Origin of the sequence: Streptomyces flaveolus (genome assembly GCF_044765825.1) — a bacterium.
Lineage (GTDB): Bacteria > Actinomycetota > Actinomycetes > Streptomycetales > Streptomycetaceae > Streptomyces > Streptomyces flaveolus.
Genome location: NZ_JBIWKU010000011.1, coordinates 132,140 through 156,145 on the forward strand (window position 1 = coordinate 132,140; position 24,006 = coordinate 156,145).

The following is a 24,006-nucleotide window of genomic DNA, read 5'->3' on the forward strand; positions in this document are numbered from 1 at the left end:
AAAGGCTTGAACAGATTCGTTCTGGCGATGTCTCCGAAGGGGAAGACGTGAACAAGGCGCAGCTCGTAGAAGCGATTGCCGACAAGCTCGGTGGCAGGCAGCAGGCCGCCGACGCTGTCGACGCGGTCCTGGACGCCCTCGTCCGTGCGGTGGTCGCGGGGGACCGGGTTTCGGTCACCGGCTTCGGTTCCTTCGAGAAGGTCGACCGTCCGGCCCGCTACGCCCGCAACCCCCAGACGGGCGAGCGGGTTCGGGTCAAGAAGACCTCGGTGCCGCGCTTCCGCGCGGGTCAGGGCTTCAAGGACCTGGTGAGCGGCTCGAAGAAGCTCCCGAAGAACGACATCGCGGTCAAGAAGGCCCCCAAGGGCAGCCTGTCCGGCCCGCCGCCCACCATCTCCAAGGCCGCGGGCAAGAAGGCCGCCGCCAAGAAGGCGACCGGTGCGGCGAAGAAGGCCACGGGCGCGGCGAAGAAGACCAGCGCGGCGGCGAAGAAGACGACGGCCAAGAAGACCGCCGGCGCGGCCAAGGCGACGACGGCGAAGAAGGCCCCCGCCAAGAAGTCCGCCGCCAAGAGCACCACGGCCGCGGCGAAGAAGACGGCGGCCAAGAAGGCCCCCGCGAAGAAGGCGACGGCCACGACGGCCCCCGCCAAGAAGTCGACAGCCCGCAAGACCACCGCCAAGAAGGCCACCGCCCGCAAGAAGTAACGGGCACAGGGCACAGGGGCACCCACGCGCCGGGCCGGACTCCTCGGGAGTCCGGCCCGCGGCGTGTCCGGGGGCCCTACGGCGCCCGGCCGATCAGAACGTGTGGAGCGTCACCAGCGTGATCCGGCGGTCCGCGCCCGTCCCCTCGGTCTCGACGCGCACCCGCTGCCCGGGCCGCAGCAGCCTGAGGCCCCCCGCGTCGAACGCCGCGGCGTCGAAGGGCACCGGGGTGCCGTCGTCCAGCAGTACCTGCCCGCTGCGGCTGTCGGGGTCGTACGTGTACGCGGTCGCCTGCATGTCCGCAGCCTACTGCCCGGCGATCAGCAACCGCGCCGCCACCGCGGCCGTATGAGGTCCCACCCCCAGCGCCAGCGCGGTCCGCAGGTCGCTGCCGGTGTCGACGTCCTGCCGTACGGAATCCACCGCGTCGACACGCAGTTCCACCGCGCCGGACGTGCGGTGGAGGGCCCGGGAATCCGGGCCGAATGCGGGGGCCAATTCATGGCCCGGCGCGGCGGTGAGCAGGGTTGTTCCGATTCCCGCCGCATCCGGGAGAAAAGCGCGCCGGAATTGTGCGGCCGCCCCCAGTACCCGCGTCAATTCCGCCGGCCGCAAAGCGGGAAGATCGGCATTCAGTGCGGCCACCGGGCTTTCGGGGCGGGCCGACCGTACGGCCGCCGCCCCGTGCGCCAGGGCGGCGTTCAGACCGCCGCCCGGCTCGTCCGGAACGACCCGGGCGCCCAGGTTCGCCAGCTCGCGGCCCGCCCGGAGGTCGTCCGTGACGACTGCCACATCCGTCACCGCCGGGCAGGCCAGCGCGGCCGTCACGGTGTCCTGCGCGAACGCCAGGGCGAGGCCCGGCCGCACCCCGTCGTCCGCGGTGTCGGCCAGTCTGCTCTTGGCCCGGGCGAGGGTCTTCACGGGCACGACCAAGGTCCACTGCACGGGCGTTCCGTCCTTCTCTCGTCGCCGCCATTGTCACCTGGGGGATCGGGCGGTCCACTCGCCGGGGCGTACGGTGTTCTCGACAGACGGGCGGCCCGGGGCGACACTTGTCCGGCCCCAGGCCCTGGAGGAAAGGTGTCCGCGTGCCCCGCCGCAGAATCGGCTTCTGGTACCGCTTCGCCGCGGTGATCTGCAAACCGCCGCTGGTGGTTCTGATCAAGCGGGACTGGCGGGGAATGGAGAACATGCCGGCCGACGGTGGATTCATCACCGCCGTGAACCACAATTCGCACGTCGACCCCTTCGCGTACGCGCACTACCAGTACAACACCGGCCGCGTGCCGCGATTCCTCGCGAAGAGCGGCCTTTTCAGGAAGGGATTCGTCGGCGCCGCGATGCGCGGTACCGGGCAGATCCCCGTCTACCGCGAGAGCACGGACGCGCTCAGTGCCTTCCGGGCCGCGATCGACGCCGTGGAGCGCGGCGAGTGCGTCGCCTTCTACCCCGAGGGCACCCTCACCCGCGATCCCGACGGCTGGCCGATGACCGCCAAGACCGGTGCGGCGCGCGTCGCCCTGCAGACCAAGTGCCCGGTGATCCCGGTCGCCCAGTGGGGCTGCAACGAACTGCTGCCCCCGTATGCCAAGAAGCCCAACCTGCTGCCGCGCAAGACCCACCGCGTGCTGGCGGGGCCCCCGGTCGACCTGTCGCGCTTCTACGACAAGGAGATGACCGCGGACCTGCTGAAGGAGGCCACGGAGGTCATCATGGCCGCCGTCACCCGCCAGCTGGAGGAGATCCGCGGCGAGAAGGCGCCCGAGACCCCCTACGACCCGCGCCGCGAGCGGATCGAGCAGCGGCGCCGGACGCAGGCACAGACGCAGGCGGCACAGGCGCAGGCGGCGCAAGCGCAGGCGCCGCAGGGGAAGCAGACAGAAGGGCAGGGCACGTGAGCAAGCCCGTCAAGGCGGCCGTCTTCGGCACCGGATCGTGGGGCACCGCCTTCGGCACGGTCCTCGCCGACGCCGGATGCGACGTGACCCTGTGGGGGCGCCGCGCCGAACTCGCCGACGCCGTCAACTCCACCCGGACCAACCCGGACTACCTGCCCGGCGTCGAACTCCCCGAGAACCTGCGGGCCACGACGGACGCCGCCGAGGCCGCGCGCGACGCCGACTTCACCGTCCTCGCGGTCCCCTCGCAGACCCTGCGCGCCAATCTCGCCGACTGGACGCCCCTGCTGGCACCCGGCACCGTCCTGGTGTCGCTGATGAAGGGCGTCGAACTCGGCTCCGCGATGCGGATGAGCGAGGTCATCGAGGACGTCGCCAAGGTCGCCGCCGAGCGCATCGCCGTGGTCACCGGCCCCAACCTGGCCCGGGAGATCGCCGCGCGCATGCCGGCCGCCGCCGTGGTCGCCTGCCCCGACGAGGCCGTCGCCCAGCGGCTCCAGACCGCCTGCCACACCCCGTACTTCCGCCCGTACACCAACACCGACGTCATCGGCTGCGAGCTCGGCGGCGCCGTGAAGAACGTGATCGGGCTGGCCGTCGGCATCGCGGACGGCATGGGCCTCGGCGACAACGCCAAGGGGTCGCTCATCACGCGCGGCCTCGCCGAGACCACGCGGCTCGGTGTCGCCCTCGGCGCCGACCCGCTGACCTTCTCCGGACTCGCCGGTCTCGGCGACCTGGTGGCGACCTGCTCCTCGCCGCTGTCCCGCAACCACACCTTCGGCACCAACCTCGGCCGGGGCATGACCCTGGAGGAGACCGTCGCGGTCACCAGGCAGACCGCCGAGGGCGTCAAGTCCTGCGAGTCGGTGCTGGATCTGGCCCGCCGGCACGGCGTCGACATGCCGATCACCGAGACGGTCGTCGCCATCGTGCACGAGGGCAAGCCACCGGTGGTCGCGGTCAAGGAGCTGATGTCGCGCAGCGCGAAGCCCGAACGACGCTGAGCGACGCCGGACCGGCACCCGGGCGCCACCCGCGCCACGCGGCCCCGCCGACGCTGTCTCGCGGCCCTACGGGCGGGTACTCTCAACGCGATATGAGCACCGAGAACCTCCCCCAGAGCCCCGAGCAGCCGCCTCGCAAACCGCGTGTGGCCGTCGTGTTCGGCGGGCGCAGCTCCGAACACGGGATCTCCGTGGTCACCGCCGGAGCCGTCCTCGCGGCCATCGACCGGACGAAGTACGACGTCCTGCCGATCGGCATCACCCAGGACGGCCGCTGGGCGCTCACCGCCGACGAGCCGGAGCGCATGGCGATCACCGAGCGGCGCACCCCGAGCGTCGACCAGCTCGCCGACTCGACCGAGGGCACCGTGGTGCTCCCCGTCGACCCCGCGAACCGCGAAGTCGTCTTCAGCGAACCCGGCTCGGTGCCCAAGGCGCTGGGCGAGGTCGACGTCGTCTTCCCCGTGCTGCACGGCCCCTACGGCGAGGACGGCACCCTGCAGGGCCTGCTGGAGCTCTCCGGCGTGCCGTACGTCGGCTCGGGCGTGCTCGCCTCGGCCGTCGGCCAGGACAAGGAGTACATGAAGGCGGTGTTCAGCTCCTACGGGCTGAAGGTCGGCCCGTATGTGGTGATCCGTCCCCGCGAGTGGGAGCAGGACCGTTCCGGCGCCCGCAGGAAGATCGTGGACTTCGCCGGTGAGCACGGCTGGCCGCTGTTCGTGAAGCCCGCCCGCGCGGGTTCCTCGATCGGCATCACCAAGGTCGACGGCCTCGCCGGACTCGACGAGGCGATCGAGGAGGCCCGCCGCCACGACCCGAAGATCCTGGTCGAGGCGACCCTGCGCGGCCGGGAGATCGAGTGCGGGGTGCTGGAGTTCGAGGACGGCCCCCGGGCCTCCGTCCCCGCCGAGATCCCGCCGCCCTCGGCGCACGCGTACTACGACTTCGAGGCCAAGTACATCGACTCCACGCCCGGTGTCGTGCCCGCCCCGCTGACGCCCGAGGAGACCGCCGAGGTCCAGCGGCTGGCCGTCGGGGCGTTCGACGCGGCCTCCTGCGAGGGGCTGGTGCGCGCGGACTTCTTCCTCACCGAGGACGGCGAGTTCGTGATCAACGAGATCAACACGATGCCCGGCTTCACGCCGATCTCGATGTACCCCAAAATGTGGGAGGCCACCGGCGTCGGCTACGCGGAGCTGGTGGACCGGCTGGTCCAGGCGGCGCTGCGACGGTCCACGGGACTGCGCTGACCCACGGCCGGCCCCGCTGTCTCAGAAGGCGATCCCCTCGGGGATCGCCTTCTTCACGGCGGGGGCTAGGTCGACCAACGGCGCCATCCCGCGCCCGGCACGGTCCTTGGGGATGGTCACCTCGACGTACGCCTCACGCAGCGTCGTGGTGAACCGGAATGCCCCGTTCTCCTGTTTCTGCAGCTGCCAGCCCACACCGTCGACCTCGACGCCGTCGGCCTCCGGATCGTTCATCTCCGCGGGCCGTTCCACCCCGCAGCGCAGTATGATCAGCGGGTTTCCCCAGCCCGCCGTCAGGGCGGAGGCGGGCTCGGGATCCTCACGGTTCAGGCCGTCCACCGTCGACGGCAGCGCCTTGTCCAGGTTCTGACACAGCTTGGTGACCTTCGCGTCCGGGCTGGGAACCGCCGCCGACACGCTGTCGTCTGCTGAGGAGCAGCCTGCGGCGGCGATCAACAACGCGAGAGCGGGCAGGCGGAGGCGCCGGTGACGGTAGGAGTGCACCGGCCCAGCGTAGACGGGGGCTAGAGATGGACGACCGGGCAGGTCAGGGTGCGGGTGATGCCGTCCACCTGCTGGACCTTGGCAACCACCATGCGGCCCAGCTCGTCGACGGTGTCGGACTGGGCGCGGACAATGACGTCGTAGGGTCCCGTCACGTCCTCGGCCTGGATCACTCCAGGGATCTTGCTGATCGTCTCGGCGACGGCCGACGCCTTGCCGACCTCCGTCTGGATCAGGATGTACGCCTGTACCACGAAACCTCCAGAGCGGCCACGAGGATCATGTGGGGAAAAGGAACGCCACGGTATCGCGTCGTCGCTCTCCGCGGGGAGACCCGCGGGACGCGGAGCCCGCGCGCCGGGGTGTTGTGATGACACGGGTTGACGCCCACGCCGACCGTGGCAACGGCCATGTCGACCGTAACCAGGACAGAGATGACGCGCGACCGGGCACGGACAGGGACAGAAGGGGAGTAAGGCCATGAAGGGCACTGTTGGTGAGCTCGGGGAGTTCGGGCTCATCAGGGAGCTCACCTCCCGTCTCACGTCCACCCCGGCGGTCCGGGTCGGCCCCGGCGACGACGCCGCGGTGGTGGCCGCGCCCGACCGCCGGGTGGTGGCCAGCACCGACATCCTCGTCGAGGGGCGGCACTTCCGGCGTGACTGGTCCACCGCGTACGACGTGGGCCGCAAGGCAGCGGCACAGAACCTCGCCGACATCGCCGCGATGGGCGCCGTGCCCACCGCGCTGCTGCTCGGCCTGGTCGTGCCGGCCGAACTCCCGGTGACCTGGCCGACCGAGCTGATGGACGGGCTGCGCGACGAGTGCCAGGTCGCGGGCGCCTCCGTGGTCGGCGGCGACGTGGTGCGCGGCGACACCATCACCGTGTCCATCACCGCCCTCGGCGACCTGCGCAACCAGGAGCCCGTCACCCGGGGCGGCGCCCAGCCCGGCGACCTCGTCGCGGTGACCGGCTGGCTCGGCTGGTCCGCGGCCGGGTTCGCCGTGCTCTCCCGCGGCTTCCGCTCGCCGCGCGCCTTCGTCGAGGCCCACCGGCGCCCCGAGCCGCCGTACCACGCGGGCCCGGCCGCCGCGGGGCTCGGCGCCACCGCGATGTGCGACGTGAGCGACGGGCTGATCGCCGACCTGGGCCACATCGCGGAGGCCAGCAAGGTCAGGATCGACATCCGCTCCGGGCAGATCGACATCCCGTCCCAGATGAACGACATCGGCCAGGCCGTCGGCGTCGACCCGATGCAGTGGGTGCTCACCGGGGGAGAGGACCACGCGATCGTGGCCACGTTCCCGCCGGACGTGAAGCTGCCCGCCCGCTGGAAGGTGATCGGCGAGGTCCTCAACCCCTCGGCGCTGCCCCAGGTGACCGTCGACGGGGCGCCCTGGACCAGCCAGGGCGGCTGGGACCACTTCGGCGGGGAGGTCGAGGCATGAGGCCGCCCCTGGTCCTCACCGTGGCCGGGTCCGACTCCGGCGGCGGCGCCGGCATCCAGGCCGACCTGAAGACGATGCTCGCCCTCGGCACGCACGGCATGAGCGTGCTCACCGCCGTCACCGCGCAGAACTCCCTGGGCGTGCAGGGCGCCTGGGAACTGCCCGTGGAGGCGGTCCGCGCCCAGTACCGCAGCGTCGTCGACGACATCGGCGTGCAGGCGGTCAAGACCGGCATGCTCTCCTCCGCGGAACTGGTCGAGACGGTCGCCGAGTTGATCGGCGGCACCGACGCACCGGCCGTCGTCGACCCGGTCGGCGTCTCCAAGCACGGCGACGCGCTGCTCGCCGCCTCCGCCCTGGACTCCGTCCGCACCAAGCTGCTGCCGGCGGCCACCGTGGCCACGCCCAACCTGGACGAGGTCGCGCAACTCACCGGCGTGCGCGTCGAGTCCGACGCGGACCTGCGCCGGGCCGCCGCCGCCGTGCTGGAGTACGGGCCGCGCTGGGTGCTGATCAAGGGAGGGCACCTGTCCGGCGATGCCGTGGACCTGCTCACGGACGGCTCCGAGGAGCACTGGCTGCGCGCCCCGCGCCTCGACAACCGGCACACGCACGGCACGGGCTGCACCCTCGCGTCGGCCGTCGCCTGCGGTCTGGCGAAGGGACAGTCGGTGCCGGAGGCCGTGACGGCCGCCAAGGAGTACGTCACCGGCGCGATCGCGGCCGGATTCGCGCTCGGTGGCGGCATCGGCCCCGTGGATCACGGCTGGGAGCTCCGGCAGGACACGTCCCCGGCGTGATGCCGGGGGGGTAGACCCTGCTACGTCGGCCGCTGGAAGAAGGCGGCCGGCATGCGGGAAGGCAGGAGATGCCTGCGTCTGACGAGGTTTGCGGGCAAGGCAAAAAGCCGGCCCACCGAAGTGGACCGGCTCAGTGCAGCGGACCGGGCAGTGGCCGCGCGCTCAGCTGGACGCGTCAGCGCGAGACCTTGCCGGCCTTGATGCACGAGGTGCAAGCGTTCACGCGCTTCGGCGTCCCGCCGACCACGGTACGCACACGCTGGATGTTCGGGTTCCAGCGACGGGACGTACGGCGGTGCGAGTGCGAGATGTTGTTGCCGAAGCCCGGCCCCTTGCCACAGACGTCGCAGTTGGCAGCCACGGGTCACTCCAAAGACTTCAGATGCACTTACGGTTGATCCCGGCATGCCGGGACAGGATCTCGAGCGCGAACGGTCCGTGATCTGAGTGGCGGTGCCAGGGGGAGAGCCCGATCAGATCGGGCAACCGGAGCAGCATACAACGGCTGCTCCCGTACAACGAAACTACCATGGCGGTTCAGCGGTCCGCCCCCGGCCCTCTTCCGGTGGGCACCCTCGCGGGGTCTACGCTGCCTGCCACGTCCAGCAGCTCAAGGAGGCGCAGGTGGCGCAGGTGCCGCAGAGGTTCTTCGACGCTCTGGCGGTGCGCACCTGGTGCGGTCTGTCGCTGCGCGCGCTCGGACGGGCGCGCGAGGAGATCGACGCGATCAACGTCTACCCGGTCGCGGACGGGGACACCGGCACGAACCTCTATCTGACCGTGGAGTCCGCCGTCGCCGCCGTGGAGGCGGTGTTCGCGGCGCACGAGGTCGGCCGGGCACCGGCCGGACAGCACGCGGAGCGGCCCACCGACCCGGCGGGGACGGCCGGCGGACCCACGCTGGCCGACGCCGTCGGCGCCATGGCGCACGGAGCGCTGATCGGCGCCCGGGGCAACTCCGGAACCATCCTGGCCCAGCTGCTGCGCGGCCTGGCCCAGGTGCTCACCGAACGGAGTGAGCCCGCCCACACCGACGGTCCGGGCCTGCGGCTGGCCCTGCGGCACGCGGCCGACTCCGCCCGGCAGGCCGTGGCTCATCCGGTCGAGGGCACCGTCCTCACGGTCGCCTCGGCCGCCGCCGACGCGGCACAGGGAGCCGGGGACGACTGCGCCGCCGTGGCCCACGCCGCCTACGCGGGCGCCCGCGCGGCCCTCGCCGCGACCCCCGGACAACTGCCGGTCCTGGAGCGCGCCGGGGTGGTCGACGCCGGGGGACACGGCCTGGTGACCGTGCTCGCGGCCCTGGTCGAGACGTTCACCGGGCAGGCACCGGCGGCGGGAGCGGTGGCCGTGCCGCACGCGCGCGTGGACCACACGGGGCAGGAGGCCGCCGGGGAGTGCGACGCGGCGGACGGCCCCGCCTTCGAGGTGATCTACCTCCTGGAGGCCGAGGATGCCGCCGTGGCGCGGCTGCGGCAGCGGCTCGACGCCCTCGGGGACTCGCTCGTCGTGGTCGGCGGCGACGGACTGTGGAACGTCCACGTGCACGTCGACGACGCCGGTGCCGCCGTGGAGGCGGGCGTCGAGGCCGGGCGGCCGTACCGGATCCGGATCACCCACTTCGGGCTCGGCGACGTGCACACCACCGGCACCGAGCGCCCGCCGCGGGAACGGGCCCAGCGCGCCGTGGTCGCCGTCGTGCCCGGCGAGGGCCTGGCCGGGCTGTACACCGAGGCCGGTGCCACCGCGGTGCTCGCCCGCCCCGGGGAGGCGCCCGCGAGCGGGGAGCTCGTCCAGGCCGTACGGCGGGCGCACGCGCGCGAGGTCGTGCTGCTGCCCAACGACGCCGAGCTGCGCCACACCGCGGCCGCGGCGGCCGAGCAGGCCCGCACCGAAGGCATCCGCGTCGCCCTGATCCCGACCCGCTCCGCGGTCCAGGGCATCGCCGCGCTCGCCGTGCACGAGCCCGAGCGGCGCTTCGACGAGGACGTCGTGGCGATGACCTCGGCGGCCGGCGCCACCCGCTACGCGGAGGTCACCGTCGCCGAGCACCGGTCCTGGACGACGGCCGGCATCTGCCAGGCCGGTGACGTGCTCGGCCTCATCGACGGCGACGTGGCCGTGATCGGCGCGGACGTCACGACCGTGGCCGGGACCGTGCTGGACCGCATGCTCGCGGCGGGCGGCGAACTGGTCACGCTGGTCCTCGGCGACGACGCCCCCGAGCCCCTCGCCGAAACCCTGGAGGCCCGTGTCCGCGAGGCCTACCTCGCCGTCGACACGGTCGTCTACCGGGGCGGCCGGCAGGGCGCGCTGCTCCTGATCGGCGTCGAGTAGCGCGCTTCCTCCCGGCGGGGTGGACGGCATTGTCAGTGGCGTGGTGTGCAATGGATCTCGTGCCCGCACTGCAAGAACCCCTCAAGAAGGTGCTCGGCCCCGCCACCGCGAAGGTGATGGCCGAGCATCTCGGCCTGCACACCGTCGGCGACCTCCTCCACCACTATCCCCGCAGATACGAGGAGCGCGGCCAGCTCACCCACCTCGCCGACCTCCCCATGGACGAGCACGTCACGGTGGTCGCCCAGGTCGCCGACGCCCGCCTGCACACCTTCGCCTCCGCCAAGGCGCCGCGCGGCAAGGGACAGCGCCTCGAAGTGACCATCACGGACGGCAGCGGCCGCCTCCAACTGGTCTTCTTCGGCAACGGCGTCCACAAGCCCCACAAGGAGCTCCTGCCGGGCACGCGGGCGATGTTCGCGGGCAAGGTCTCCGTCTTCAACCGCCGACTGCAACTGGCCCACCCGGCGTACGAGTTGCTGCGCGGCGACCCCGAAGGCGACGAGACCGTCGAGTCCTGGGCGGGCGCCCTCATCCCCCTCTATCCGGCCACCGCCAAGCTGGAGTCCTGGAAGCTCGCCAAGGCGATCCAGACGGTCCTGCCCAGCGCACAGGAGGCCGTCGACCCCCTCCCGGACTCCCTGCGCGAGGGCCGGGGCCTGGTCTCCCTGCCCGAGGCCCTCCTGAAGATCCACCGCCCGCACACCAAGGCGGACATCGAGGACGCCCGCGCCCGGCTGAAGTGGGACGAGGCCTTCGTCCTCCAGGTCGCCCTGGCCCGCCGACGCCATGCCGAGACCCAACTCCCGGCGATCCCGCGGAAACCCAAGCCGGACGGCCTGCTCACCGCCTTCGACGACCGCCTCCCCTTCACCCTCACCGACGGCCAGCAGAAGGTCTCCCGCGAGATCTTCGACGACCTCGCCACCGACCACCCGATGCACCGGCTGCTCCAGGGCGAGGTGGGCAGCGGCAAGACGATGGTGGCCCTGCGCGCCATGCTCGCCGTCGTCGACGCGGGCGGGCAGGCCGTGATGCTGGCGCCCACCGAGGTGCTCGCCCAGCAGCACCACCGGTCGGTCGTCGAGATGATGGGCGAACTGGCCCAGGGCGGCATGCTGGGCGGCGCCGAGCACGCCACCAAGGTGGTGCTGCTCACCGGGTCGATGGGCGCCGCCGCCCGCCGCCACGCTCTTCTCGACCTGGCCACCGGCGAGGCCGGCATCGTCATCGGCACGCATGCGCTGATCGAGGACAAGGTGCAGTTCCACGACCTCGGCCTGGTCGTCGTCGACGAACAGCACCGCTTCGGCGTCGAGCAGCGCGACGCCCTGCGCGGCAAGGGCAAACAGCCTCCGCACCTGCTCGTCATGACCGCCACGCCCATCCCGCGCACCGTCGCCATGACCGTCTTCGGCGACCTGGAGACCTCCGTCCTGGACCAGCTCCCGGCCGGACGCTCACCGATCGCCAGCCACGTCGTCCCGGCCGCCGACAAGCCGCACTTCCTCGCGCGCGCCTGGGAGCGGGTCCGCGAAGAGGTCTCGAACGGCCACCAGGCGTACGTCGTCTGCCCGCGCATCGGCGACGAGGAGGACGGCCCGAAGAAGAAGTCCAAGCAGCCGGGCCCCTCCGAGGGCGACGCCGACAAACGCCCCCCGCTCGCCGTCCTCGACGTCGCCGAGCAGCTCGCGAAGGGCCCGCTCCAGGGGCTGAAGGTCGAGATCCTGCACGGCCGTATGCAGCCGGACGACAAGGACGCCGTCATGCGCCGCTTCGCCGCGGGCGAGACCGACGTCCTGGTCGCCACGACGGTCATCGAGGTCGGTGTCAACGTCCCCAACGCCACCGCGATGGTGATCATGGACGCCGACCGTTTCGGTGTCTCCCAGCTCCACCAGCTGCGCGGCCGCGTCGGCCGTGGCTCCGCACCCGGCCTGTGCCTGCTGGTCACCGAGATGCCCGAGGCGAGCGCGGCCCGGCAGCGGCTCAACGCCGTCGCGGGCACCCTCGACGGCTTCGAGCTCTCCCGCATCGACCTCGAACAGCGCCGCGAGGGCGACGTCCTCGGCCAGGCCCAGTCCGGCGCCCGCACCTCCCTGCGCGTCCTCGCGGTCATCGAGGACGAGGAGATCATCGCCGAGGCCAGGGAGGAGGCGGCAGCGGTGGTCGCCGCCGACCCGGAACTGACAAGCCTCCCCGGCCTGCGCACGGCCCTCGATGCCCTCCTGGACGAGGAGAGGGAGCAGTACCTGGAAAAGGGCTGAGCGGCAGCGCCGCAAGGGGCGCGGGGCTGTGTCGGCAGGCGGCTCCGCCGCGCGGGCGCGAGCACCACGACGCATGCGCGACCGCCTCACGAAGCGAGGCACCCCGGACCTGCGCCTGCCAGACTGAACCCACGAAGCCCCACGACCAAGGACCCGCCATGACCCGCGTGATCGCCGGCAAAGCCGGCGGACGTCGCCTAGCCGTCCCGCCGGGAACCGGCACTCGCCCCACCTCCGACCGTGCGCGCGAGGGCCTCTTCTCCACCTGGCAGTCCCTGCTGGGCGGCCCCCTGGACGGCGAACGGGTCCTCGACCTCTACGCCGGATCCGGCGCCGTCGGCCTGGAGGCCCTGTCCCGCGGCGCCGGGCACGTCCTGCTCGTCGAGGCCGACGCCCGCGCCGCCCGCACCGTCCGGGACAACGCCAAGTCCCTCGGCCTGCCCGGCGCCGAGGTCAGGGCGGGCAAAGCGGAACAGATCATCCGCACCCCGGCCCCGGCCGAGCCGTACGACATCGTCTTCCTGGACCCGCCGTACGCCGTCTCCGACGACGATCTTCGGGAGATCCTGCTCACACTCCGCACGGAGGGCTGGCTCACTGAGCAAGCGCTCGTCACCGTGGAGCGCAGCACCAGAGGCGGAGAATTCGGCTGGCCCGACGGCTTCGAGGCCATCCGGGCCCGTCGCTACGGCGAGGGAACGTTTTGGTACGGTCGCGCCGCCTCTACGTGCGAAGACGCACGATGACCGGACCGGAGAGCGAGGGAACTCAAGTGCGCCGCGCCGTCTGTCCCGGGTCGTTCGACCCGATCACCAACGGACATCTCGACATCATCGCCCGGGCCTCCAGCCTCTATGACGAGGTCTACGTCGCGGTGATGATCAACCAGGCCAAGAAGGGCCTGTTCGAGATCGAGGAGCGGATCGACCTGATCGGCCAGGTCACCGCCGAGTACGGGAACGTCCGCGTGGAGTCCTTCCACGGCCTCCTCGTCGACTTCTGCAAGCAGCGCGACATCCCGGCCATCGTGAAGGGCCTGCGCGCGGTCAGCGACTTCGACTACGAACTGCAGATGGCCCAGATGAACAACGGCCTCTCGGGTGTGGAGACCCTCTTCATCCCCACCAACCCCACCTACAGCTTCCTGTCGTCCTCCCTGGTCAAGGAGGTCGCGACCTGGGGCGGCGACGTCGCCCACCTGGTGCCGCCGCTGGTCCTCGAAGCGTTGTCGGAGCGCCTGAAGCAGGACTGAGCGCACCCCCGCACGCACCCCGAGCAGCCCCCGGAGACTGACATCCCGTCACCCGGTGTCCCCGCGACACCCCAGGGTCGTACAGTCGTCCCGTCCGTCTCCAACACAGCTGTAGAGAGTGGCGAGCACACGGTGGACGTGCAGAAGAAGCTCGACGAGATCACCGCGATGGTCTCCGGCGCCCGCGCCATGCCCATGTCGGCCTCGTGCGTGGTCAACCGCGCCGAGCTGCTCTCGATGCTGGAGGAGCTGCGCGCCGAGCTCCCCGGTTCCCTCGCCCAGGCCCAGGAACTGATCGGCGACCGCGACCAGATGGTCGCGCAGGCCCGGCAGGAGGCCGAGCGGATCATCGAGAGCGCGCACGCGGAGCGCGGCTCCCTGATCGCCGACACGGAGGTGGCCCGCCGCTCCCAGGCCGAGGCCGACCGGATCCTCGCCGAGGCCCGCCAGGAGGCCGAGGAGGTCCGCGCGGAGGCCGACGACTACGTCGACTCCAAGCTCGCCAACTTCGAGGTCGTCCTCACCAAGACCCTCGGCTCCGTCGGCCGCGGCCGGGAGAAGCTCCTCGGCACCGGACCCGGCCTCGACGAGAACGGCTACGAGGACGAGGACGCCCCCGAGCGCAGCCACGACCCGGAGACCCTGCGCCGCGACGCCGACACCTACGTCGACACCAAGCTCGGCGCCTTCGAGGCGGTCCTGGCCAAGACCCTGGAGGCCGTCGGCCGCGGCCGCCAGAAGCTGCACGGCCGGATCGCCACGGACGACCTCGGCGCCCTCGCCGACGACCTCACCACCGTCCAGCACTCCAGCGACGCCGACTACCTCGCCGACCTCGCGGCCCTCTCGGACGCGCCCGCCGGGCAGCCCCGGCAGCGGGAGTACGGCGAGCACCAGCCGGCGGCGGCACAGGCGCCGGCCGTACCGGAGATGCCGGCGCAGCAGCCGGCGTACGGCTACGCGCAGCAGCAGCCCGACCCGTACGGCGGCTACCAGCAGCCCTACGACGGCGGGCACGACGCGTACGGCTACCAGCAGCAGCCCGCCGATCCGTACTCCCCCACCCCGGGCTACGCTCCGGCGGAAGGTGCCCCCTTCCAGGGCTACGACGCCCAGCAGCCGGCCTACGACGCCCAGGGCTACGCCCAGCCCCAGCAGCCCCAGCAGCTGCCGCCGGCCCAGCCGGGGGCCCTCGACGAGACCAGCCTCTTCGACACCAGCATGATCAGTGCCGAGCAGCTGAGGGCCTACGAACAGGGCCGCGGGCTCTAGCCCGGCGCCGGTCCCCGGGTCGGATTGGGCCGAGAGCGGAAGGTCCAGTATCCTGGCTCTTCGGTCGCGCGTACGTCCGCGATCCACGCTGCCCGGGGACACCGCAGGGCGGCGTTCCCCCAGCTCAGAAGATCGAAAGCAGGAATGGTTCTGAACGCCCGCCTCGACCACCGAAACCCTCTCGTGTTCGACACGCACGAGCTGGGACGGCGTCCTGGTGCGCTGCAGCGCCTGAACCGCACGATCGACGCTCCCCGAGACCTCGGTGTCGCGGGAGTCATCGGAGTGCCGGAAGGCGCCCCGTTGGAGCTCGAGCTCCGGCTCGAGTCGGTCTTGGAAGGGGTGCTCGTCACAGGCACCGCCCGTGCCAAGGCCGAGGGGGAGTGCGTAAGGTGTCTGGAGCCGCTGGAGCAGCAGCTCGAAGCGGACTTCCAGGAGATGTTCTCGTACCCTGACGCCGACGACCGGGGCCGCGTGAAGGCGGAACCGGCCGACGACGCCGAGGAAGACGAGGACAGGCTCTTCGTCGAGGACGGCTTGATCGACCTCGAAGGCGTGCTGCGTGATGCGGTGGTGCTCGCACTGCCGATGCAGCCGGTGTGCCAGGAAGACTGCCAGGGTCTGTGCTCCGAGTGCGGAGTGCGCCTGTCGGACGACCCGGACCACCACCATGACGCCGTCGACATCCGTTGGGCGGCTTTGCAGGGACTCGCCGGTTCACTCGAAGACGGCGAGAAGGACGAGATGAGCGGCGCCGAACCGGGCGTCGACGAGAAGCAGGAGAAGTAGCCGTGGCTGTTCCGAAGCGGAAGATGTCGCGCAGCAACACGCGCCACCGCCGGTCGCAGTGGAAGGCTGCGGTCCCCACCCTGGTTGCGTGCGAGCGCTGCCACGAGCCCAAGCAGCAGCACATCGCGTGCCCGTCTTGCGGCACTTACAACAAGCGCCAGGTCCTCGAGGTCTGAGCGGCTGGTGAGAGGCACTGTGTCAGTCCCCAAGAAGGCGGAAGACGCCAAGGCGGACCCACCCGCCAAGAAGAAGGCGGACACCCAGGCCTCGTCCCACACGCTTCTGGAAGGGCGGCTCGGCTATCAGCTCGAGTCCGCCCTTCTGGTGCGTGCACTGACCCACCGTTCCTACGCGTACGAGAACGGCGGCCTGCCGACGAACGAGCGGCTGGAGTTCCTCGGTGACTCCGTCCTCGGCCTCGTCGTCACGGACACGCTGTACCGCACCCACCCCGACCTGCCCGAAGGCCAGCTGGCCAAGTTGCGGGCCGCGGTGGTCAACTCGCGTGCGCTGGCGGAGGTGGGCCGCGGGCTCGACCTCGGTTCCTTCATCCGGCTCGGCCGCGGTGAAGAGGGCACGGGCGGCCGGGACAAGGCGTCCATCCTCGCCGACACCCTCGAAGCGGTGATCGGCGCGGTCTATCTCGACCAGGGCCTCGACGCGGCCTCCGAACTGGTGCACCGCCTGTTCGACCCGCTGATCGAGAAGTCCTCCAACCTCGGTGCCGGCCTGGACTGGAAGACCAGCCTCCAGGAACTCACCGCGACCGAAGGGCTCGGCGTCCCCGAGTACCTGGTCACGGAGACCGGCCCGGACCACGAGAAGACCTTCACTGCTGCCGCCCGCGTCGGAGGCGTCTCGTACGGCACCGGCACCGGCCGCAGCAAGAAGGAGGCGGAGCAGCAGGCCGCGGAATCCGCGTGGCGGTCCATCCGCGCCGCGGCGGACGAGCGCGCCAAGGCCACGGAAGCCCCGTCGGCCGCGGACGTCGTCGCCGAGCCGAACGCCGACGCACCGTCGGCCTCCGCCTGACCACACACAGCACAGCACGACCCGAGCGCCCGCCCCAGCCCCGGGGCGGGCGCTCGGGCCGTCCACCGGACCGTCCGAGGGGGAGTCATGCCCGAGTTGCCCGAGGTCGAGGTCGTACGGCGCGGCCTGGAACGCTGGGTCGCCCACCGGACCGTCGCCGACGCCGAGGTGCTGCACCCGCGTGCGGTACGCCGGCACATCGCCGGCGGCGACGACTTCGCCCAGCGCCTGAAGGGCCACCGCATCGGCACGCCCAGCCGCCGCGGCAAGTACCTGTGGCTGCCGCTGGAGGACACCGGCCAGGCGGTCCTCGCGCACCTCGGCATGAGCGGCCAGCTGCTGGTCCAGCCGCACGAGGCGCCGGCCGAGAAGCACCTGCGCATCCGCGTCCGCTTCGCCGACACCCTCGGCACCGAGCTCCGCTTCGTCGACCAGCGCACCTTCGGCGGCCTGTCGCTGCACGACACCTCCCCCGACGGACTGCCCGACGTCATCGCGCACATCGCCCGCGACCCCCTCGACCCGCTCTTCGACGACGAGGCGTTCCACCAGGCCCTGCGCCGCAAGCGCACCACGGTCAAACGGGCCCTGCTCGACCAGTCGCTGATCAGCGGCGTCGGCAACATCTACGCGGACGAGGCCCTGTGGCGCTCCCGCCTGCACTACGAACGCCCGACGGCCACTTTCACCCGGCCCCGCACCGCCGAACTCCTCGGCCACGTCCGGGACGTGATGAACGCGGCCCTCGCCGTGGGCGGCACCAGCTTCGACAGCCTGTACGTTAACGTCAACGGGGAGTCCGGCTACTTCGACCGCTCGCTCGACGCGTACGGCCGCGAGGGTCTGCCCTGCCGCCGCTGCGCGACGCCGATGCGCCGCCGGCCGTGGATGAACCGCTCCAGCTACTTCTGCCCGAAGTGCCAGCGCCCGCCGCGCACCGTGCTCTAACCCCGGGCGTCGTACCGCTCACGCGACGCGAGCACCTCGTCCATGTGCCCCTCCAGGCACTGGATGAGCGTGATCAGCCGCCCGGCCACCTCGCGTCCCAGCGGGGTGAGTTCGTAGTCCACCCGGGGCGGGTTGGTGGGCTGGGCCTCGCGGTGCACCAGACCGTCGCGCTCCAGCGCGTGCAGGGTCTGGGACAGCATCTTCTCGCTCACGCCGTCGACCCGGCGGCGCAGCTCGTTGAAACGGAAGGAACCGTCGTACAGCGCGCCCAGCGTCAGCGCGCCCCAGCGTCCGGTGACGTGCTCCAGGGTGCCGCGCGAGGGGCAGGCCCGGGAGAACACGTCGAACGGGAGGTCCTGCTCCTTCGTGCGCTCCTGCGTGGTCGACATGTCTCCAGCGTACGTGAGCACAGCGCTGCCCCGCAGAGCGCGCCGACCGCACGACAGCGCCTCCGGCGCCTCGCTCAGTAGCCGAAGTCCTGGGTCCACCAGGGGCCGCCCGGGCCGAAGTGGACGCCGACGCCCAGGGTCCGGAAGTCGCAGTTCAGGATGTTGGCCTTGTGTCCCGGGCTGTCCATCCAGGCGTCCATCACCGCCTGGGCGTCGGCCTGCCCGCGGGCTATGTTCTCGCCGCCGAGACCGCTTATCCCGGCCGTCTCGGCCCGGTCCCACGGGGTGGCGCCGGCGGGGTCGGTGTGGTCGAAGAAGCCCTGTGCCGCCATGGCCTCGCTGAAGTCCTCGGCCAGTTCGCGCAGCGCGCTGTCGGCGGCGACCGGGGTGCAGCCCGCCTCGGCCCGCTCGTCATTGACGAGCTGGAGCACCTGAGCCTCGGCGGCGGCCTGCTCGGACACGGTGCCGGCGGGAGCGGCGGTCTTCCGCTCCTCCGGCGCCTTCGTGGCCGCGCGCGACGGTGTGGGCTGCCGCTGCCGGCTGGGCGTGGACGCCTCGGGCTCCTCCGTCTTCGACGGTGCCTCGGTCGGCGCGGCCGACGTCGAGGCCGAGGCCGACGGGGAGGGGGAGGCCGAGGGCGAGGAGGAGGACGCGGGGGAGGACGGCGAGACGGAACGGCCCGCGCCACTGCTCGCGGGCGCGCCGCCGTCGAGGCCGGTGTCCGCGCTGCCCGAGGTGCCGCCCTGCTCGGCCGGGTTGTTGGTCGGTACGTCCGCGGACTGCACCCGGTCGCCACCGCCGGCGCCGCCGACGCGGTAGTTGTCGAGGCCGGGCACCGCACCCGTGGCCACGGCGACCGTGCCGAGGGCGACCGCGGCGGAGACACCGAGCAGGCCCGTGCGGACCGGCGTGACGGCCCTCTTCTTCCGGCGGCGCCGCGTCCCCGCGCGCTGTGGACCGTCGTCGGGCGTGAAGCCCTCGCTGGGGAAGGGAACCGTGCGGCTCGCCTCCGGGTGGCCCTCGCCGGCCCGGTCGTCCGGCCCGAACAGATAGGCGTCGCTCTTCGCGCGGACCTCGGCGTACGCCTCGGGGTTCAGGTAGGGCGCGATGCCCATCGTGGGGCGGTCACCCGCACCCGACGGGTGCCGGCCCCGTCCCGCGGAGCCGTCCGTGCGGTGGCCCTCCGCGGCGCGGCCGGCGGGGGAGCGTCGGTGGCGTCCCATGTCCTGGCCTTCCTCGTCCTCGCGGTCGACGTGTCCTCGCGTTCACCACAGAACTCACACGATCGAGTGAGTTTCAGGTGCGATTCGTTGGGTGGGGACGGTACCGCATGGCGCCAGGGGGCGAAGTGTCCGGAGTGACATTGACTGGTTAGGTTGCACTCATGAGCGAGGATGTACGGCTGGTCGCGTGGGTTCGCGGACAGGTCCAGGGTGTGGGTTTCCGCTGGTTCACGCGGGCCAGGGCGCTGGAGCTCGGCGGCATGAGTGGTTTTGCTCTCAATCTGGCCGACGGGCGCGTCCAGGTGGTCGCGGAAGGCCCGCGGGAGCGGTGCGAGGGGCTCCTCGACTGGCTGCGGGGCGACGACACGCCCGGACGCGTGGACGGCGTCACCGAGATCTGGGACACACCCCGCGGCGGCTACGACGGCTTCGCCATCCGCTGACGAGGCACCGCGCGGAGCGCCTCCGGGCCCCGGGGCGAGGGTGCGCCGAGGGCCGCCGGACCGAAAACGAGCAGGTGGTTGCCAAGAACGCCGACCTCGTGGCAGGCTCCCCACCCAGGATGATCGCCACGCCCCCAGGGGCCCGCAGGAGTCGCCGCGCCGCCGTTTCCCGGTCGCGCGCCCCGGGCACCCGTCAATACGGGGCGTGATCGTGTTGACCGTCAAACTTTTTGGTGAGACGCTGAAAGCCCCGCGCACCTTAGCTGTTTGGCATGGTTGAACGGCAGTAAAAACTCAAGAGTGCCAAGCACCGCGGGTGCGAATCCCTCACGACCCATCGACCCACACCGCTTCGGTCGGTCACTCATTGTGGAGGACCATCCATCATGGCAAAGGCGCTTCTCGGTTACGTCGGCGGCTCCGACCCGCGACTCCTCGCCGAGATGCGAAGGCTCCAGCAGCGCGTCCAGGACCTGGAATCCGAACTCGGACGAATCCAGGCGGAGAACGACGAGCTGGCGGCTGCCGCTTCTCACGACAGGATCATGGAGAGCATGGAGAGCGTTGACGCACACCAGGCGGAGCCTGCGCTCACCTGATCACTGCATCGCTTCACGACGGCACAGCAGTGGTTGGGCCGCCCGTACAACCGCTCAGATGTCAGAGTTGCAAGGGACGCTTCGGCGTCCCTTCTTTCTTTCCCCGCCCCATCCGTCTCGTCGGACTCGTCCGCGACTCCTGCCCCGCCCGAACTTTCCCCCGTGCATCCTTTCAGCCTCTTCAACGTCTGATGTGCCCTGCACGTTCACCTGTGAAACCGCGCTGGTTCACCGGTTCATGGAGTGAGACACCCCCGAAAGGTAGAGTCCGGCGGCGTGCACCTGAAGGCCCTGACCCTCCGCGGATTCAAGTCGTTCGCCTCGGCGACCACGCTCCGGTTCGAACCCGGCATCACCTGCGTCGTCGGCCCGAACGGCTCGGGCAAGTCCAACGTCGTGGACGCGCTCAGCTGGGTCATGGGCGAACAGGGCGCCAAGTCGCTGCGCGGCGGCAAGATGGAGGACGTCATCTTCGCCGGCACCACCGGCCGCCCCCCGCTGGGCCGCGCCGAGGTGTCCCTCACCATCGACAACTCCGACGGGGCCCTGCCCATCGAGTACGCCGAGGTCACCATCACGCGGATCATGTTCCGCAACGGCGGCAGCGAGTACCAGATCAACGGCGACACCTGCCGCCTGCTCGACATCCAGGAACTGCTCTCCGACTCCGGCATCGGCCGCGAGATGCACGTCATCGTCGGCCAGGGCCAGCTCGACTCCGTCCTGCACGCCGACCCCACGGGCCGCCGCGCCTTCATCGAGGAGGCCGCCGGCGTCCTCAAGCACCGCAAGCGCAAGGAGAAGGCGCTCAGGAAACTGGACGCGATGCAGGCCAACCTCGCGCGCGTGCAGGACCTCACCGACGAACTGCGGCGCCAGCTCAAGCCGCTGGGCCGGCAGGCGGCGGTGGCGAGAAGGGCCGCCGTCATCCAGGCCGACCTGCGGGACGCCCGGCTCAGGCTGCTCGCCGACGATCTCGTACGGCTGCGCGAGGCGCTCCAGGCCGAGATCGCCGACGAGGCCGCCCTCAAGGAGCGCAAGGAGAGCGCCGAGCGGGAGCTGGGCAAGGCGCTGCGGCGCGAGGCGGACCTGGAGGACGAGGTGCGCCGGCTCACCCCGCGCCTGCAACGCGCCCAGCAGACCTGGTACGAGCTGTCCCAGCTCGCGGAGCGGGTGCGCGGCACGATCTCCCTGGCCGACGCCCGCGTGAAGAGCGCCACCTCCACGCCCCCCGAGGAACGGCGCGGCCGGGACCCGGAGGACCTGGAACGCGAGGCCGCCCGGGTGCGCGAACAGGAGGCCGAACTCGAAGCGGCCCTGGAAGCGGCCGAGCGCGCCCTGGAGGACACGGTCGCCCACCGCGCCGACCTCGAACGCGAACTGGCACTGGAGGAGCGCCGCCTCAAGGACGTCGCCCGCGCCATCGCCGACCGCCGCGAGGGGCTGGCCCGGCTCAGCGGCCAGGTCGGTGCCGCCCGCTCCCGCGCGGCCTCCGCCCAGGCGGAGATCGAGCGGCTGGCCGCCGCCCGGGACGAGTCCCGGGAACGGGCCGCCGCCGCCCAGGAGGAGTACGAGGCGCTCCAGGCCGAGGTCGACGGGCTCGACGCCGGCGACCAGGAACTCGCCGAGCGGCACGAGGCCGCCAAGCGCCGGCTGGCCGAGGCGGAGGCCGCCCAGAGCGACGCCCGCGAGGCAGCCACCGCGGCGGAGCGCCGGCGCGCGGCGACGCAGGCCCGCCACGACGCCCTCGCGCTGGGCCTGCGCCGCAAGGACGGCACCGGTGCGCTGCTCGCCGCGCGCGACGGCCTCGGCGGACTGCTCGGCCCCGCCGCCGGACTGCTCACCGTGGCGCCGGGCCACGAGGTCGCCGTGGCCGCCGCCTTCGCGGCCGCCGCCGACGCCCTCGCGATGGCGTCCCCGGCGGCCGCCGCCGATGCCATCCGGCACCTGCGCAAGCAGGACGCGGGCCGCGCCGCCCTGCTGCTCGCAGGCGCCCCCGACGACGTGGCGCACGAACCGCGGAGCGACGGGCCGCCGTACGCCGCCGACCTCGTCCGCGGGCCCGCCGACCTGATGCCCGCCGTACGGCGGCTGCTGCGCGGGATCGTCGTCGTCGGCACCCTGGAGGACGCCGAGGACCTCGTCTACGCCCACCCCGAGCTGACCGCCGTCACCGCCGAGGGCGACCTGCTGGGCGCCCACTTCGCGCAGGGAGGGTCCGCCGGGGCGCCCAGCCTGCTGGAGGTGCAGGCGTCCGTGGACGAGGCCGCCGCCGAGCTGACGGAGCTGGGCGTGCGGTGCGCGGAGCTGGCCGAGGCGCAGGAGGCGGCCGTCGAACGGCGCCGGGAGTGTGCCGCGCTCGTCGAGGAGCTGGGGGAGCGGCGCCGTGCCGCCGACCGGGAGAAGTCGTCCGTCGCCCAGCAGCTCGGGCGGCTCGCCGGACAGGCGCGGGGCGCTGCCGGCGAGGCCGAGCGGTCCGCCGCCGCGGCGGAGCGGGCGCAGGAGGCGCTGGACAAGGCGCTCATGGACGTCGAGGAGCTGGCCGAGCGGCTCGCGGTCGCCGAGGAGATGCCGGTCGAGGAGGAACCCGACACCTCCGTCCGCGACCGGCTCGCCGCCGACGGCGCCAACGCACGGCAGACCGAGATGGAGGCCCGTCTCCAGGCCCGTACGCACGAGGAGCGGGTCAAGGCGCTCGCCGGACGCGCCGACTCCCTCGACCGGGCCGCCCGCGCGGAACGCGAGGCACGCGCGCGTGCCGAGCAGCGGCGGGCCCGGCTGCGGCACGAGGCGGCCGTCGCCGAGGCCGTCGCCGCGGGCGCCCGGCAGTTGCTGGCGCACGTCGAGGTCTCGCTCGCCCGCGCCGACGAGGAGCGCACCGCGGCCGAGGCCGCCAAGGCCCGGCGCGAGCAGGAACTCGCCGCCGCGCGCACCGCGGGGCGCGACCTCAAGGCCGAACTCGACAAGTTGACGGATTCAGTTCACCGGGGCGAGGTACTCGGCGCCGAGAAGCGGCTGCGCATCGAGCAGCTGGAGACCAAGGCGCTGGAGGAACTCGGTGTGGAACCGGCGGGGCTCGAGGCCGAGTACGGGCCGCATCAACTGGTGCCGCCCTCGCCCCCCGCCGAGGGCGAGGAGTTCCCGGACGATCCTGAGCACCCGCGCAACCGTCCCCGGCCCTTCGTACGGGCCGAGCAGGAGAAGCGGCTGAAGGCGGCCGAACGGGCGTACCAGCAGCTCGGCAAGGTCAATCCGCTGGCACTGGAGGAGTTCGCGGCGCTGGAGGAACGGCACCAGTTCCTCAGCGAGCAGCTCGAGGACCTGAAGAAGACCCGCGCCGACCTGCTCCAGGTCGTCAAAGAGGTCGACGAGCGCGTCCAGCAGGTCTTCACCGAGGCCTACCGGGACACGGCCCGGGAGTTCGAGGGCGTGTTCAGCCGGCTCTTCCCCGGCGGTGAGGGACGCCTGGTGCTGACCGACCCCGACAACATGCTCACCACGGGTGTGGACGTCGAGGCGCGGCCGCCGGGCAAGAAGGTCAAGCGGCTCTCGCTGCTCTCGGGCGGGGAACGTTCGCTGACCGCCGTGGCGCTGCTCGTGTCGATCTTCAAGGCGCGGCCGAGCCCGTTCTACGTCATGGACGAGGTCGAGGCGGCACTCGACGACACCAACCTGCAGCGGCTGATCCGGATCATGCAGGAGCTCCAGGAAGCCTCGCAGCTGATCGTCATCACGCACCAGAAGCGGACGATGGAGGTCGCCGACGCGTTGTACGGCGTCTCCATGCAGGGCGACGGCGTGTCGAAGGTCATCGGCCAGCGCCTGCGCCAGCCTGTGTAG

Annotated in this window: 25 protein-coding genes; 18 read left to right on the forward strand and 7 right to left on the reverse strand. The window is 72.1% G+C overall.

Features of this window, described 5'->3' with window-relative positions:
• Positions 1 to 47 precede the first annotated feature (47 nt).
• Positions 48 to 707, forward strand: a complete 660-nt coding sequence (locus ACIRG6_RS29205) for an HU family DNA-binding protein (protein ID WP_350723984.1) — start codon at positions 48 to 50, stop codon at positions 705 to 707.
• 93 nt (positions 708 to 800) lie between these two features.
• On the opposite strand, the gene ACIRG6_RS29210 is transcribed toward ACIRG6_RS29205, so the two are convergent.
• Together ACIRG6_RS29210 and cofC are read right to left on the reverse strand one after the other, a co-directional pair.
• On the reverse strand, positions 801 to 1,004 hold the full coding sequence (locus tag ACIRG6_RS29210; RefSeq protein WP_225638673.1) for a hypothetical protein: 204 nt from the start codon (positions 1,002 to 1,004) through the stop codon (positions 801 to 803).
• 9 nt (positions 1,005 to 1,013) lie between these two features.
• On the reverse strand, positions 1,014 to 1,652 hold the full coding sequence (cofC, locus tag ACIRG6_RS29215; protein WP_364823745.1) for a 2-phospho-L-lactate guanylyltransferase: 639 nt from the start codon (positions 1,650 to 1,652) through the stop codon (positions 1,014 to 1,016).
• Between the two features lie 143 nt (positions 1,653 to 1,795).
• Here cofC and ACIRG6_RS29220 point away from each other — a divergent pair, with 143 nt between their 5' ends.
• The 3 genes from ACIRG6_RS29220 to ACIRG6_RS29230 all read left to right on the forward strand — a co-directional run bounded on the left by ACIRG6_RS29220 (position 1,796) and on the right by ACIRG6_RS29230 (position 4,862).
• A complete protein-coding gene (locus tag ACIRG6_RS29220; protein ID WP_364679915.1) occupies positions 1,796 to 2,605 on the forward strand; it encodes a lysophospholipid acyltransferase family protein in 810 nt (269 codons plus the stop codon).
• Positions 2,602 to 3,612 carry an NAD(P)H-dependent glycerol-3-phosphate dehydrogenase gene (locus tag ACIRG6_RS29225; protein WP_239763225.1) on the forward strand — a complete coding sequence of 337 codons (1,011 nt, stop codon included), beginning with the start codon at positions 2,602 to 2,604 and terminating at the stop codon, positions 3,610 to 3,612. The genes ACIRG6_RS29220 and ACIRG6_RS29225 overlap by 4 nt, the downstream gene beginning before the upstream one ends.
• A gap of 92 nt (positions 3,613 to 3,704) precedes the next feature.
• Positions 3,705 to 4,862, forward strand: coding sequence for a D-alanine--D-alanine ligase family protein (locus ACIRG6_RS29230; RefSeq protein ID WP_364679921.1), 1,158 nt, complete (start codon positions 3,705 to 3,707; stop codon positions 4,860 to 4,862).
• A 21-nt stretch (positions 4,863 to 4,883) separates the two neighbouring features.
• Here ACIRG6_RS29230 and ACIRG6_RS29235 read toward each other — a convergent pair whose 3' ends face one another.
• Positions 4,884 to 5,366: a DUF3515 domain-containing protein gene (locus tag ACIRG6_RS29235; protein WP_364679924.1), complete on the reverse strand. Its 483-nt coding sequence runs from the start codon at positions 5,364 to 5,366 to the stop codon at positions 4,884 to 4,886.
• 20 nt (positions 5,367 to 5,386) lie between these two features.
• Positions 5,387 to 5,620: an Lrp/AsnC family transcriptional regulator gene (locus tag ACIRG6_RS29240; protein WP_077798922.1), complete on the reverse strand. Its 234-nt coding sequence runs from the start codon at positions 5,618 to 5,620 to the stop codon at positions 5,387 to 5,389.
• 226 nt (positions 5,621 to 5,846) lie between these two features.
• On the opposite strand from ACIRG6_RS29240, the gene ACIRG6_RS29245 reads away from it, so the two are divergent.
• Both ACIRG6_RS29245 and thiD read left to right on the forward strand, forming a co-directional pair.
• Positions 5,847 to 6,815 carry a thiamine-phosphate kinase gene (locus ACIRG6_RS29245; protein ID WP_189233042.1) on the forward strand — a complete coding sequence of 323 codons (969 nt, stop codon included), beginning with the start codon at positions 5,847 to 5,849 and terminating at the stop codon, positions 6,813 to 6,815.
• A complete protein-coding gene (gene thiD, locus ACIRG6_RS29250) occupies positions 6,812 to 7,615 on the forward strand; it encodes a bifunctional hydroxymethylpyrimidine kinase/phosphomethylpyrimidine kinase (protein WP_364823741.1) in 804 nt (267 codons plus the stop codon). The genes ACIRG6_RS29245 and thiD overlap by 4 nt, the downstream gene beginning before the upstream one ends.
• 175 nt (positions 7,616 to 7,790) lie before the next feature.
• Here the strand turns inward: thiD and rpmB are convergent, their stop codons facing one another.
• Positions 7,791 to 7,976, reverse strand: coding sequence for a 50S ribosomal protein L28 (rpmB, locus tag ACIRG6_RS29255; protein WP_003993230.1), 186 nt, complete (start codon positions 7,974 to 7,976; stop codon positions 7,791 to 7,793).
• 263 nt (positions 7,977 to 8,239) lie between these two features.
• Between rpmB and ACIRG6_RS29260 the strand changes: the two genes are divergently transcribed.
• The 9 genes from ACIRG6_RS29260 (at position 8,240) to mutM (ending at position 17,512) form a co-directional block, all read left to right on the forward strand.
• A complete protein-coding gene (locus ACIRG6_RS29260) occupies positions 8,240 to 9,952 on the forward strand; it encodes a DAK2 domain-containing protein (protein WP_403325006.1) in 1,713 nt (570 codons plus the stop codon).
• A 50-nt stretch (positions 9,953 to 10,002) separates the two neighbouring features.
• A complete protein-coding gene (gene recG / locus ACIRG6_RS29265) occupies positions 10,003 to 12,219 on the forward strand; it encodes an ATP-dependent DNA helicase RecG (protein ID WP_364679934.1) in 2,217 nt (738 codons plus the stop codon).
• A gap of 26 nt (positions 12,220 to 12,245) precedes the next feature.
• Complete coding sequence (gene rsmD, locus ACIRG6_RS29270; protein WP_403325046.1) at positions 12,246 to 12,965, forward strand: 16S rRNA (guanine(966)-N(2))-methyltransferase RsmD; 720 nt, start codon at positions 12,246 to 12,248, stop codon at positions 12,963 to 12,965.
• A gap of 26 nt (positions 12,966 to 12,991) precedes the next feature.
• Complete coding sequence (gene coaD, locus ACIRG6_RS29275; RefSeq protein ID WP_318216347.1) at positions 12,992 to 13,471, forward strand: pantetheine-phosphate adenylyltransferase; 480 nt, start codon at positions 12,992 to 12,994, stop codon at positions 13,469 to 13,471.
• Between the two features lie 132 nt (positions 13,472 to 13,603).
• Complete coding sequence (locus ACIRG6_RS29280) at positions 13,604 to 14,743, forward strand: cell division initiation protein (protein ID WP_318214585.1); 1,140 nt, start codon at positions 13,604 to 13,606, stop codon at positions 14,741 to 14,743.
• Positions 14,744 to 14,887: 144 nt separating this feature from the next.
• A complete protein-coding gene (locus ACIRG6_RS29285) occupies positions 14,888 to 15,532 on the forward strand; it encodes a YceD family protein (RefSeq protein WP_318214586.1) in 645 nt (214 codons plus the stop codon).
• A 2-nt stretch (positions 15,533 to 15,534) separates the two neighbouring features.
• A complete protein-coding gene (rpmF, locus tag ACIRG6_RS29290) occupies positions 15,535 to 15,708 on the forward strand; it encodes a 50S ribosomal protein L32 (RefSeq protein WP_003951102.1) in 174 nt (57 codons plus the stop codon).
• Between the two features lie 7 nt (positions 15,709 to 15,715).
• Complete coding sequence (gene rnc / locus ACIRG6_RS29295) at positions 15,716 to 16,564, forward strand: ribonuclease III (protein ID WP_225638661.1); 849 nt, start codon at positions 15,716 to 15,718, stop codon at positions 16,562 to 16,564.
• An 87-nt stretch (positions 16,565 to 16,651) separates the two neighbouring features.
• Positions 16,652 to 17,512, forward strand: coding sequence for a bifunctional DNA-formamidopyrimidine glycosylase/DNA-(apurinic or apyrimidinic site) lyase (gene mutM, locus ACIRG6_RS29300; RefSeq protein ID WP_364679939.1), 861 nt, complete (start codon positions 16,652 to 16,654; stop codon positions 17,510 to 17,512).
• Here mutM and ACIRG6_RS29305 read toward each other — a convergent pair.
• Together ACIRG6_RS29305 and ACIRG6_RS29310 are read right to left on the reverse strand one after the other, a co-directional pair.
• Positions 17,509 to 17,901: a winged helix-turn-helix transcriptional regulator gene (locus ACIRG6_RS29305; protein ID WP_318214589.1), complete on the reverse strand. Its 393-nt coding sequence runs from the start codon at positions 17,899 to 17,901 to the stop codon at positions 17,509 to 17,511. The two genes, mutM and ACIRG6_RS29305, sit on opposite strands and share 4 nt — an antisense overlap.
• Before the next feature lie 74 nt (positions 17,902 to 17,975).
• Positions 17,976 to 19,124, reverse strand: a complete 1,149-nt coding sequence (locus tag ACIRG6_RS29310) for a CAP domain-containing protein (protein WP_403325007.1) — start codon at positions 19,122 to 19,124, stop codon at positions 17,976 to 17,978.
• Positions 19,125 to 19,285: 161 nt separating this feature from the next.
• Between ACIRG6_RS29310 and ACIRG6_RS29315 the strand changes: the two genes are divergently transcribed.
• The 3 genes from ACIRG6_RS29315 to smc all read left to right on the forward strand — a co-directional run bounded on the left by ACIRG6_RS29315 (position 19,286) and on the right by smc (position 24,006).
• Entirely contained in the window at positions 19,286 to 19,567 is a 282-nt protein-coding gene (locus tag ACIRG6_RS29315; RefSeq protein ID WP_189233053.1) for an acylphosphatase, read from the forward strand.
• Between the two features lie 386 nt (positions 19,568 to 19,953).
• Positions 19,954 to 20,166, forward strand: coding sequence for a hypothetical protein (locus ACIRG6_RS29320; protein ID WP_318214592.1), 213 nt, complete (start codon positions 19,954 to 19,956; stop codon positions 20,164 to 20,166).
• A gap of 276 nt (positions 20,167 to 20,442) precedes the next feature.
• Complete coding sequence (gene smc / locus ACIRG6_RS29325; protein WP_403325008.1) at positions 20,443 to 24,006, forward strand: chromosome segregation protein SMC; 3,564 nt, start codon at positions 20,443 to 20,445, stop codon at positions 24,004 to 24,006.

Coding starts and splice junctions, on each gene's coding strand:
- ACIRG6_RS29210 (WP_225638673.1), bottom strand. CDS start 1,004: ATGCAGGCGACCGCGTACACGTACGACCCCGACAGCCGCAGCGGGCAG.
- ACIRG6_RS29230 (WP_364679921.1), top strand. CDS start 3,705: ATGAGCACCGAGAACCTCCCCCAGAGCCCCGAGCAGCCGCCTCGCAAA.
- ACIRG6_RS29245 (WP_189233042.1), top strand. CDS start 5,847: ATGAAGGGCACTGTTGGTGAGCTCGGGGAGTTCGGGCTCATCAGGGAG.
- thiD (WP_364823741.1), top strand. CDS start 6,812: ATGAGGCCGCCCCTGGTCCTCACCGTGGCCGGGTCCGACTCCGGCGGC.
- recG (WP_364679934.1), top strand. CDS start 10,003: ATGGATCTCGTGCCCGCACTGCAAGAACCCCTCAAGAAGGTGCTCGGC.
- ACIRG6_RS29285 (WP_318214586.1), top strand. CDS start 14,888: ATGGTTCTGAACGCCCGCCTCGACCACCGAAACCCTCTCGTGTTCGAC.
- mutM (WP_364679939.1), top strand. CDS start 16,652: ATGCCCGAGTTGCCCGAGGTCGAGGTCGTACGGCGCGGCCTGGAACGC.
- ACIRG6_RS29305 (WP_318214589.1), bottom strand. CDS start 17,901: ATGTCGACCACGCAGGAGCGCACGAAGGAGCAGGACCTCCCGTTCGAC.
- ACIRG6_RS29310 (WP_403325007.1), bottom strand. CDS start 19,124: ATGGGACGCCACCGACGCTCCCCCGCCGGCCGCGCCGCGGAGGGCCAC.
- ACIRG6_RS29315 (WP_189233053.1), top strand. CDS start 19,286: ATGAGCGAGGATGTACGGCTGGTCGCGTGGGTTCGCGGACAGGTCCAG.
- ACIRG6_RS29320 (WP_318214592.1), top strand. CDS start 19,954: ATGGCAAAGGCGCTTCTCGGTTACGTCGGCGGCTCCGACCCGCGACTC.